Source organism: Ruegeria sp. HKCCD7221, assembly GCF_013031225.1.
Lineage (GTDB): Bacteria > Pseudomonadota > Alphaproteobacteria > Rhodobacterales > Rhodobacteraceae > Ruegeria.
Window position 1 is genome coordinate 362,607 of sequence record NZ_WPZE01000003.1, and the last position, 11,134, is coordinate 373,740.

Consider the following 11,134-nt stretch of genomic DNA (forward strand, 5'->3'; position numbering starts at 1 on the left):
GAAAACGCCCGCAGGATGATAGAAAAAACCCGCCCGATCGAAGGCCGACTTCATGCCATCGGGGACAGACCTTACGGCGAATTGCGCATGAGCGTTCCAGTCGTCTTCGCCCATGGATGCCTGAACCACTGGTTTCCCGAATTTCTTGAGCGCTATCCAAATGTCACTTTGAACATCGACGTCTCCGAGCGACGCGCCGTCATGATTTCCGAAGGCATTGATCTATTGGTGCGGATCGGAGCATTGCGACCGTCGGACTTCATCACCCGCTAGTTGTTCAAGGCCAGACGTCTTACTGTCGCCGCACCGTCTTACTTGGAGCGCAAGGGGCTGCCGATCCATCCCAGTGATCTGACCAACCACGATTTGATAGATTTCACAGCACATGGAACTTCGCAGAGCTGGACATATCCCGGGCAAAATTCTGAAACGATTAATGTTCCAATCGCTCCCAAGGTTCGCTGCAATGACGCGCAAGCCGAGAAAGCATTTGCGCTGGCGGGTCGCGGCATTAAGCGCCTACCAGAACTTTCTTGCCAAAAGGAGAATTCGAGAGGCTTTTTAGTTCCGATCCCGGAAGAGTACAGCTCGCCACCCGCCGGAGTGCATGTCATCTATGCAAGCCGCTCAAATTTGCCGGCTAAGACCCGTGCAATGATTGATTTCTTGGCAGAATAGAGTAGCAAGTGTTCCCGTGACGGCGCATAAATTTCGCTGCCTGAACGAATTCCTTGGCTTTGGTACTTTTTTTGACAGCGGACTTTCAATGGAATTTGTCGAATGGCAACTTTGTCCGCAGGGCAGTCATTCATGCCTAGCGTAGCAAATGGCGGCTTTCTGTAAAAAGAAAACAAAGCGGAACTCCGCCGGCAACCCGCTAGGCGCCGCCGAGGGTTATGTCTACGAGGGTGGTCTTCGGTTGACGACATAATCGGCCGGCCGTTGCCAATAGGCTCCAGCGTCAAAAAAACCTGAGCACGAGCGGCCAGATCTTCCTCCGTTTTTCGGGTACAATCGTCGAAGTAGACTTCCGAAGTCTTAAGGTCTCCCTCCTCAGTCTAGAGGCAGGGAAAGAACTTGCTGGTGCCCCCTATGATCTCTGCATAGCCTCTGGGACTCTGCTAATCGAGTTCTACGGTGATGATTTTCATTCGAACTCGTAACAAGGCGTATCGTGGACTTCTCCCGCTCCCTACATCGGTTTCAACGAAATCACGGCCTGAAGCACGGCAAAACCAATACAAGAGCGAAGGGGCAGCACAGTCAAAGCGTGATTTGATCTTCGCCGCCGAATCGCACGAACTCGAGTGATATTCGAACATTCATGCAATACCGGATGCGAGCGAACGCCAGCAATTAGCGTTTAGCCCCAAGCACCTGCAGTCGTTCCATGTAGGAATGAACTGGCTGGGGTGGTAGGAATCCTTGCCCACCGATGATTGTTATCGGCTTTTTACCGAAGCTCGAGAAACTGGGGCGGTTTCGGGGGCGTTTTGCGGAGCGAAGCGGTGGCGGAACGAGGACAAAGGACGAGTGAGCACGGGGCATTTCAGACCGCTAGATAACCATCCACTGGCGCTGATAAGACCGCAGACGGCTGGTCGCTGGTGCTGACAGTTTGGGGCGGAGTTGTTTTGGGACAAATTGAATTTATCACGCTCTGAATTTGAAGTTCAATAAATCACATCAATCAGAGGATTCCTCTTGCGATAGCAATACTTCGAGATTGGGATAGTAGGCTATTCTATCCGGCAAGGTGTTCGTCATCGTCATGGGATCAGCCACTTCCGAAAATTCTGCGCATATAAAACTTCGAGTATTGCATGAGAGCAGCATCTCCGTTTCTTCTTCAAACCAAAATAACCTGTCTGCGTAAGCGTTGCCCATGATTTTGGGGACCTTTACAGAGTTCAGGCTAGATAGCCCATCTGCAGAGGGTTCCTCGATTAGAGTGGATATGATCTCTGGAAAACGGTGTGAACTGACAAAGAAATCCAGAATTTCTCGCCGTTGCGAGGGGTGCCGAACAACCAAAGGCAACCAGTTCAGGATAAGTTGGTCCTTTGGTGGACTATTCAAAGCATTTTCTCGGGATTCGTCTGAAGTAAATATTACTACTGTCTTGTCCAACAAGCCTTTTGCCTGCAACCCGTTCATCAAGTCTGCGATTGCAAGGTCCAGATAGGCAAGCGCACGATAACGATCTGACGACGCATTGGGCATAAATTCGGCCGGAATATTATAAGGGCTGTGTGTCCCCGTGGTTAACACAGAAACAAACCATGGCTGATCGGGCGGACGTGCAATGACATAATCAAGAACGTGTTCGAAAAGCGCCCGATCGTCGATGCCCCAACCGTCTTTCGAATAGTAGTGGTCCCAAGCCGTTCGGCCCAGGGTCACGTCGAATCCCAATATTGGTAGAACCTTGCCCTTGTTCATAAAGCCCAACGGGGCGCTTTGCAGAAAAGCGGTATGGTACCCGGAGTTGCGGAACAGGGCAGGCAAGGCACCAAGCACAAGTTCGTTGTTTGACTCGAGTTCGTCCCATTTCAGTTCTTTAGAAGCAAAATAGGGGAAGTCGCCCGTTAACGAAGTATAAAGGCCGTTAGCTGTTACAATCTGGTTGCCCAGATACCGCGTAAAGGAAATGTTCTCTTCGGCCAATGCCCGCAATGTCGACATGTTTCCATGCTGGATACTAATCTGAGACAGGCCTTCCATGTAAACGAGCAGCACATTGTAGCCACCTTGTTTTGGAACGGGTGGATTAACAGTTTCAAAGGCACTTTGGGCAAAGCTGCGTGGGCTGGTCGGGACATCGCCTTTCGATAAGCTCGGCATAAGAGGATGGCTTTGCATCCAAGCCGGTTGCGTAAAGCTGAAATTGTCCGGGAGCCAAAACGCCATCATCAGGACGGGTGCGGCAAGACAGAGGCCAAGGCGGCGAAAGACGGGAATAGTCAATAATCTGGCAGTCGCTAAGGTACCAACCAACAATACTACTAGTGCCCTAAACAGACTTTCTGACAGCTGTCCTTTGACAAATGTTACGTCAAGCGCGTTATGAATGGTACCAATATTGATATGTGTAAAGTTATAGAGGATATGTTCCAGATTGGCCGTTAAAAAAAAGGACAGCAGCACTATTGCGACAACACGCAGCCAGTTGCCTACAGGTAGAAGAGCAAGTGCAACAGCGGCGGCAAATGAAAATAGCGCGTCTTCTCTAAGCCCGGTTAAAATGCTTTCGCTGTGTGCGACCCAGAGTATCCTGATACCTTCGATCGTGTTCTCAGGCATGTAAACCGGCTTAACCGAAGACTGATAGTATCGCGAAATGGCAATAGCTCGATGCAATAGGTTCAGAACCAGCAATGCGAAAAACAGAGTTACAACACGTGGCCAAAAACTTAAAATGAACAATAAGCCGTGTTTCACGTACTTGCAGACACCGTTTTCAAATAATGTTTTCACTGGTTGCATAGGTAAGTATTCTATAGATGCGACAGCTGGAACAAGTCACATATCAATAGACACAATTAACTTGTTTGCGGAATAGTTGTAAGCTTGAAGTGCCTAATATTTCCGTGTTGTTGAAGCTGAAAGTTGGCATTTCCAATTGAAATGCTCCTCGCTCGGCGATACTTGCCGTTGAGCAGCCTCATCTGACTGGTCCAATTTGATTGTTAGGGCATCATTGGCCTGTGATCCATCGGGACGATGGTTTCGGGCGCTGGCGGGCGATAGCCCAGTGCACTGTGGGGTCGTTTTGTGTTGTAGTGTTTTCTCCATTGTTCGATAAGAATTTGAGCCTCGCGCAAGCTGTAGAAGATATCGCCGTTGAGCAGTTCATCCCTCATTCTCCCGTTGAAGCTTTCGCAATATCCGTTCTCCCACGGGCTGCCAGGTTCGATGTAAGCCGTCTTGGCGCCAACGACGGCGATCCAATCTCGGACAACCTGGGCGACAAATTTCGGCCCATTGTCAGAACGTATAAAACTCGGCACGCCGCGTAGTATGAACAGGTCTGTCAGGACGTCGATTACATCGGTCGAGTTCAGCTTCCGCTTGACCCTGATAGCCAAACATTCACGGCTGTACTCATCAAGGATGTTCAGCGTCCGGAAGGCTTTGCCATCATCGGTTCGGCAATGGACGAAGTCATAGGACCACACGTGGTTGCAATACTCCGGCCTCAGGCGAACACACGACCCATCGTTCAGCCAGAGCCGTCCTTTCTTCGGTTGTTTCACTGGCACTTTCAGCCCCTCTCGTCGCCAAAGCCGTTCAATCCGCCCGTCGTTGACAGACCCTCTGCTGAATATTGCTTGTGCGTCGCGCAGTGGCTGTCATTCCGTTGTCCCGTGATTTCAAGAAGAGATAATTCAAACGCAGAAATATGGCATGGTCGCTACACTGCTTAAAAAACCAACGGTCATCTTATAGGATCAAACTTGTTTATCAAATTGCGCTGCGAATACATTTTACTGAGCACCTTCAGCTCGATTTCATCTCCTGGTATTTTCATCTTTTGGTATAGTGCATGACTAAATTGAACATTCTGACAATTGGCGTTGGCGTGCTGATTTGTTGTGGTTTTATCTTATCCAGAATCGCTGTACCGGTCTTGTTGGACGATGGCTTCATTGTTGACACACTGTTTTATGGAAATCTTGGCTGGCGTGGGTTCAACGGGCTGCACCCGGTTCTTGACTATCCTCATCATTATGGTGGAGGTTTCACTTCTTTCATTGTTTTGGCATTTAATTCTTTTGGGCCGACTTTAAAAGCGATTGATTACACATACGTATTGCTGTTCCTTTTTGCATTTATTTTTGGATCAACTGTACTGCTTGGACGCGTCTCAATAGATAACGCCATTATTCTTCTCACTTGTTCAGCCGCTATTATTCTCGGTGTTAATTGCATCGAAGATGGCTTTATAGATACAATCAGCCACAGCTTTGCGTATAACCACATCGCGATCTGTTTGATGATGTTTCTGACTGTTTTTGCAACAAAAACTTCAAAATTAACGAAAATTCTTGAATTTTTGGTCAGCCTTTTCTGTGGCGGCGTTTTATTTTTTCTTATAATTATGAAAACACCTTTCTTGCTGTTTTCGCTGTTCTATTTTCCGGCTGTATGGGTGAACAGAGGTAGGAAGATTTCTTTCTATACTGTTCTGGGATTTGTATCAGCAATATTTCTCTTTGATCCCGCATTGACCCGAACGGTCGAGTCAACTGAATTGCTATTTTCTAATGATATTAGAAGTGCTGCGGGGGGGATACAGGGCCGCATCCTGCACGGGATTTACATTGTTCTTGCGGCGTCCCCAATACTTCTTGTTTGCGCGTCAAAGTGTTTAACGCTCTATCGCAACGACCCCACTGGAACGTCAAATTTCATATTTGCACTATCCACATGCACCCTCGGATATTTGGCCGCCAGCCTCTTTATGAATGGTTATGCCTACTTGAAACTGCTGCCGATATTGGTTGTGGTGTTGCTGCTTTTGTCGGAGCGTATTCGCGCGAGCAGCGCAGACACTTCCGCTTCGTCGGACCTAGTGGCCTTGGTTCTCGCAGCGCTGATCATTGCGCAAGGCGCGGTCGCTTCGATAAATTACGTCCGGATTTCTTCTGAACTGAAGGATTATTCCCTGATCGAGAAAGGTCCTGTCTCTATGTATGTGATGCCATATTTTTCGCCGGGAGAAAAAACCGGGGATACGCGGGAGGAAAGACTTTCAAATGCATCAGAAGCTTTGGCCGCTCGAAGAAAGAATGGCGATCCAGAGCGCGGGGCTGATTCCTATGTTATTTTTGCAGACGGCATTCAATTGCTTCAATCTGTGCCGGACGTTCAATCCAAACGTATCGTGTCCACCGGTGGAGGGTATGACTTCACACTCGCATTGGAAGCGCCACCTGTCGTCAGCTATCCTGTTTGGCCTTGGGACCGTGAAGGATCCGCTAACTTTCTGGATTTGGATGATGTAGACATCGTGTTGGAATCCATGGACCCTTACAGAGCCAATGTGTTTTCGAGCGATGCGATGGCCAAACTTGAAGACGAGTTTGAACTATGCCGGACGTCCAAGTTCTTCAAAATGCATATCTCCAAAAACACTCGCCAGAACTTTTGCTAACCGTGTCCGTCGTCAGTGATTTTGGGACAGAGGGCTCTCAGAGCTAAGAGAGGATCTGGCGGCCATCTGTCCCAAAATCACTGACGATGGACACATAGAGACGCCGATCGATAGTTCCGGATCTTCCAGCCAAGCAACATACAGATCTAGAACCAACACCCGGAGTTGATGCCTGAACGCGGTCTTCGGCTTCGGTCCGGAGGTCTTATCACTCGGCAGATAGTCGTCCCAGATGCGGTCGACCAAGTCAGCAACCTCTGGGTGATCCGACCAGCGGTGAACGTCGATTGGCCGCGAGTGCCACGGGTCCTTTATCTCCCCCATAACCTCCTCCTCCCTCAATGTATTATTATCAGGAACGAGGATACTCGGGACTCTCTATCCTCCGGTTTCTATTCATTACTTATACCTATTCCCCACCCCCATGGAACCCCTGCTAGAGGAGAAATCAGAGGGCGTCAGAGCCCCGAAACAACCGGGGCATTTCTCGGGTATCACTGACCCAAGTACTTGCTGTTTTCCCATGTCTTGATGAACTGGCTGGGTGGTAGGATTTTTTTCAACATGTTGAAAATTAACAAAATAAATGAAATGAAGTCAATGGGTAGTGTTCGGAAATTGGTTTAAGTCCAATATTGTGCCTTACTTTTCTGCTTTTGACTTTGCGTTTGCACTTTGTATGTCCGGAACGGACCGAGCGAGTAGCCTTAGATTGGAGGTACGGCACGTACGGTGACCAGCTGTCTGGCCGCCACCCTTTCGCGATGTATCATATACAGCCCTGCACTGATGATTATCGCAATGCCAAGCAGGCTAAGCGTGTTCGGGAAATCATTGAAGACAAGATAGCCGAACAAAGTTGCGACCGGCAGCTCAAAATACTGCAGCGGTGCCAGCGTGACGGAAGGTGCAAAAGACAGCGCATAGGTCATCATCATGTGGCTCACCGTCGCGAAAAAGCCAGCGCCCAAAAGCCACAACAACGCGATGTCTGTCGGCCAAACGGGATCAAACAAATCAGAGCCGGAACCTTGCGCAACAATTAGAGCTGGAATGCAAAACAGGCTGGCGATCAGGCCGGTGTGGAATTGCAGGGTCACAGGGTGCACCCGACGCGACAACCCCCGGGTCAAAAGAATGTAGAAAGCGAAGGCAACTGCCGTGCCAAGCGGAATAATGGCAACCGCGCCGAAAGCTGCGAAACTTGGCTGGATGACGAACAACACCCCGACAAACCCCACAAGCGCCGCGCCAACGCGACGCGGGCCAACGGTTTCTCCAAGATAGAACTTGCCGACCAACAAGACGATGAAAGGGGCAACGAACACGATTGCCAGCGCATCGGCAAGGGGCATCACCCGGATCGCGGCAATGAAGCAAAATGTTGCGAACACCAGCAGCAATGAGCGGAAAACCATCACCATCACCTGATCTTTCGCCACGCGCAACGACAGTCCCATTATCCAGATAAAAGGCGCCATTAGCACACATTGCACCACAAACCGAGCAGCCATAATCTGCCCAACCGGCACACTGGTCGACGCGAGTTTCGCAGACACATCCAGCAAAGGAGCGGTTAGGCAAAACCCCAGCATCAGCGCAACGCCAACAAGGGTGCGATCCGGAGATTGAGGTATGGGTTCGGCAGAGGTCATCGTTTCATTTAGAGATGTCGCCAAATGCTTGTTTGTTCTCAATACGACGACAGGCAAAAGTCCCGCAATCCACGAGTTCGGGTTGAATTGGATGTAGCGATCGTGGCGAATGTCTCCTCTGAAGGGCCGCACAGCCGCATCAGGTGGCCGGGCCAAAGGGCAGCTAAGGGCCGTTCACAAACTTCTCGATTTAGATTTAGAATTTTGAGATTTTCACTGCCAAGTCGACCTGAAGACGTCGAAGTACGCAATCAGCATGCCGCCTTACATAGCCTCCAACGTGTGGGTGAGGCCGTTTCGGATGTGATCCTCTAACAGTTTCTTCGCCGTGTCGGCGTCTCTGGCCAGCGCGGCATCGAACATGCCCTTGTGCTCCTTGACCGCCTCTTCGCCGCGATAAGTCAGCACAAGCATCTGATACCGCAAGTACTTGTCGTAGATGATGGAGTGCAGAGACAGAAGGTTTTTGGAGTTGCAGGCCGCGATTATCGCTTGGTGAAACTCCCAATCATATCGTTTCCAGGTTTCTTTCTCGGACTCGTCGCCCTTGAGAAGCTGCTGTTCCATCAGGTGCAGTTTGTGGTGTGCGGCAACGAGGTTGCCTTCCCAATCCGTGTCGCCATTCGCAATGGACAATTCCAACGCGTGGCATTCCAACAGGACTCGCAGCTCTGATATCTCGGTCAGGTCTTCTCGTGATACTGGTGTGACCAGGAAACCCCGTTGCTCGGGAGCTTCGACAAATCCGTCGCTGGCGAGCCTGTTCAGCGTTTCACGAAGTGTCGAAAGGCTTGCCGAGTAGCGTTCCTTCAAGGCGTCCAGCTTCAGTTTGGAGCCGGGCTGCAGCTCCCCGAAGATGATGTCCCGCTTGATGCGCTGATAGGTGCTTGCACCTATCGTAGACGGCTGTTTCGCCATGCGTTTCACCCGATATTATCAGTTTCCTCGTTCAATTAGCATTTTTCAGAGACATCAGCAATCCAAACTGATGTATGGTATAAGTAAAAATATCATACATTATTGCGGAATCGCGAAAACCCCAATACGGTCGTGGCCAAGTTGGGCAAAGCAGCCCGATCGCAATCATCGGTTTCGGGATTTTCCAGACCCTCCGGAAGGAAGCAAAGTGTCTAAGAATTTTCGCATTGCCATTGTCGGCATTGGTCTTGTTGGACGCCGCCACGCGGACGCTATCCGAGCGTTGCGCCATGTTGATCTCGTCGCGGTGGTCGACCCCAGCGATGACGGTCGTGCTTACGCCGTTGAGCACGGAGTCGCATGTTACGCGACCCTTGAGGAAATGTTTGCAGACCAGGCGCCGGACGGAGCTGTTCTTGCGACCCCTACCACGCTTCATGTCGAACAAGGCCTCACGTGTGTTCGAAATGGTTGTCCCGTTCTTGTCGAAAAACCGATCGCCGTAGAAGCCACCGCTGCACTTGAGCTTGTTCAAGCAGCGGAGAAGGCCAATGTGCCACTGATGGTCGGACATCATCGTCGACACAATCCTCTGATCCGGTCGGCTAAGGAAGCCATAGCCGATGGGAAGATTGGAGATGTGCGCGCTGTCCATGCGAATTGCTGGTTCTATAAGCCAGACGAGTATTTTGATGCTGCGCCCTGGCGAAAGAAACCAGGTGCAGGGCCCATCTCGGTCAATCTGGTCCACGACGTCGATCTGCTGCGGTACCTGGCCGGAGAAGTCGTGACCGTACAGGCTCAGTCGGCTGCATCGCAGCGGGGTTATGACAACGAAGATGTTGCCGGTGCTCTGTTGACGTTCGAAAGTGGGGCGATTGGGACCATAAGTGTGTCCGACAGCATCGTTGCTCCATGGAGCTGGGAGATGACGTCTCAGGAATATCCAATCTATCCTTCAACCACTGAGAGTAGCTACATGATAGGTGGCTCTCATGGTTCGTTGTCCGTTCCCGATCTCCGCCTGTGGAGTTACCAGAGTGAGCAAAGGGACTGGTGGACGCCAATCTCATCGACCGCGCTGAAGAAGGGGGCGTCTGACCCTCTTGTCAATCAGCTTAGGCACTTTGTTGAGGTAGCTCGACACGAAGCAGAACCGATTGTGTCTGGATGGGAAGGCTTCAGAACGCTTCAAGTTATTGAAGCTATTCAGAATTCCTGCAGAACAGGTGATACGGTCAGGATCAAAAACTTACAAAAAACACCAGTGGTAGGTATGACGGCAGTCTAAAATATCAGATATTTTGTAAAAAATCTTGCAAAATGTCCAAAATAGGTCAAAACTCTGAATCGCAAAAAAGAAGCATCATGATGTCTCAGGGAGGAGCAAAGTGATTACCAAACTTACCCGCCGGGCTGCTGTATCAGCCCTGGTCGCAACCGGTGTTCTGTTTAGCGCAACAAGTGGTGCGCTGGCGGAAGACAAAGTCCAACTTCGCCTCGCAACATCAGGGTCGGAGACCGATCAGCGCTCGGTCGCTATGGCCGAGGTTTTCGCACCCATGGTCGCTGATTTCGCAAGCTACGAACCCAGTTATAATGGAACCATCTTCGCCCAAGGCACCGAGTTGGACGCCATCAGCCGGGGTAACCTGGAAATGTCGATCACCTCGGCGCAGGAACTGGCACAGTTCTTCCCCGAGTTTTCGATCTTTACCGCAGGCTATGTCCACCAGGACGCCGCGCATCAGGTGGCTGTCTTCAACGATCCCTTGATGGATGCCTTCAAGCAAAAAGCCGAAGAAGAGCTGGGCGTCAAACTGCTGTCGGTCATGTATCTGGGCCGTCGTCAGGTGAACCTGCGCCAACCCAAGGATGAACTGACCGTCAGCACCCCGGCTGATCTGGAGGGTGTGAACCTGCGGATGCCGGGCACAGATGCGTGGCAGTTCCTTGGCAAAGCGTTGGGTGCCGCCCCGACACCAATGGCGTTCTCAGAGGTTTACACAGCTCTGTCGACCGGTGCCGTTGACGGTCAGGACAACCCATTGCCGACCGTGGTTGATGCCAAGTTTTACGAAGTGACCAATCAGATCATCCTGACATCGCACTTGGTCGACTTGAACTACATCGCCATTGGCAAAGAAGTTTGGGACGGGTTGACGCCGGAACAGCAAGCCAAGGTTCAGGAAGCTGCGGACGCAGCCGCTGAGTCGGGCCGTCAGAAGCAGCTTCAGAAAGAAGAGGATCTTGTCAGTTTCCTGAAAGAGCAGGGCATGGAGATCTACGAACCCGATCTGGCAGCGTTCCGCGATCAGGTACAGTCTATGTATCTGGACAGCGAGTTCGCTGGCTCATGGCCCGAAGGCGTTCTGGATCAGATCAACGCTCTGGGCAACTGAGC

6 protein-coding genes and 2 pseudogenes are annotated in these 11,134 nt (G+C 50.8%); 4 read left to right on the forward strand and 4 right to left on the reverse strand.

The features are described from left to right. The first annotated feature begins 15 nt into the window (after nt 1–15). A pseudogene (locus GOX73_RS10830) lies at nt 16–678 on the forward strand (substrate binding domain-containing protein). A gap of 1,008 nt (nt 679–1,686) precedes the next feature. On the opposite strand, the gene GOX73_RS10835 reads toward GOX73_RS10830, so the two are convergent. Then, nucleotides 1,687–3,486, reverse strand: a complete 1,800-nt coding sequence (locus tag GOX73_RS10835; protein ID WP_171125999.1) for an LTA synthase family protein — start codon at nt 3,484–3,486, stop codon at nt 1,687–1,689. A gap of 203 nt (nt 3,487–3,689) precedes the next feature. Continuing rightward, nucleotides 3,690–4,310, reverse strand: a pseudogene (locus GOX73_RS10840) (IS3 family transposase); the annotation flags it as partial. Nucleotides 4,311–4,546: 236 nt separating this feature from the next. Between GOX73_RS10840 and GOX73_RS10845 the strand changes: the two are divergent. Further along, nucleotides 4,547–6,157, forward strand: coding sequence for a hypothetical protein (locus tag GOX73_RS10845; RefSeq protein ID WP_171125997.1), 1,611 nt, complete (start codon nt 4,547–4,549; stop codon nt 6,155–6,157). A gap of 707 nt (nt 6,158–6,864) precedes the next feature. On the opposite strand, the gene GOX73_RS10850 is transcribed toward GOX73_RS10845, so the two are convergent. Both GOX73_RS10850 and GOX73_RS10855 read right to left on the reverse strand, forming a co-directional pair. After that, nucleotides 6,865–7,812: a DMT family transporter gene (locus GOX73_RS10850; protein WP_254429169.1), complete on the reverse strand. Its 948-nt coding sequence runs from the start codon at nt 7,810–7,812 to the stop codon at nt 6,865–6,867. 264 nt (nt 7,813–8,076) lie between these two features. Continuing rightward, nucleotides 8,077–8,730 (reverse strand): GntR family transcriptional regulator, encoded by a 654-nt coding sequence (locus GOX73_RS10855; protein ID WP_171125995.1) that lies wholly within the window; start codon nt 8,728–8,730, stop codon nt 8,077–8,079. Nucleotides 8,731–8,938: 208 nt separating this feature from the next. Here GOX73_RS10855 and GOX73_RS10860 point away from each other — a divergent pair, with 208 nt between their 5' ends. Together GOX73_RS10860 and dctP are read left to right on the forward strand one after the other, a co-directional pair. Continuing rightward, on the forward strand, nt 8,939–10,021 hold the full coding sequence (locus tag GOX73_RS10860) for a Gfo/Idh/MocA family protein (RefSeq protein ID WP_171125993.1): 1,083 nt from the start codon (nt 8,939–8,941) through the stop codon (nt 10,019–10,021). Nucleotides 10,022–10,121: 100 nt separating this feature from the next. Next, nucleotides 10,122–11,132 (forward strand): TRAP transporter substrate-binding protein DctP, encoded by a 1,011-nt coding sequence (gene dctP / locus GOX73_RS10865; RefSeq protein ID WP_170429695.1) that lies wholly within the window; start codon nt 10,122–10,124, stop codon nt 11,130–11,132. The last annotated feature ends 2 nt before the right edge of the window (nt 11,133–11,134 follow it).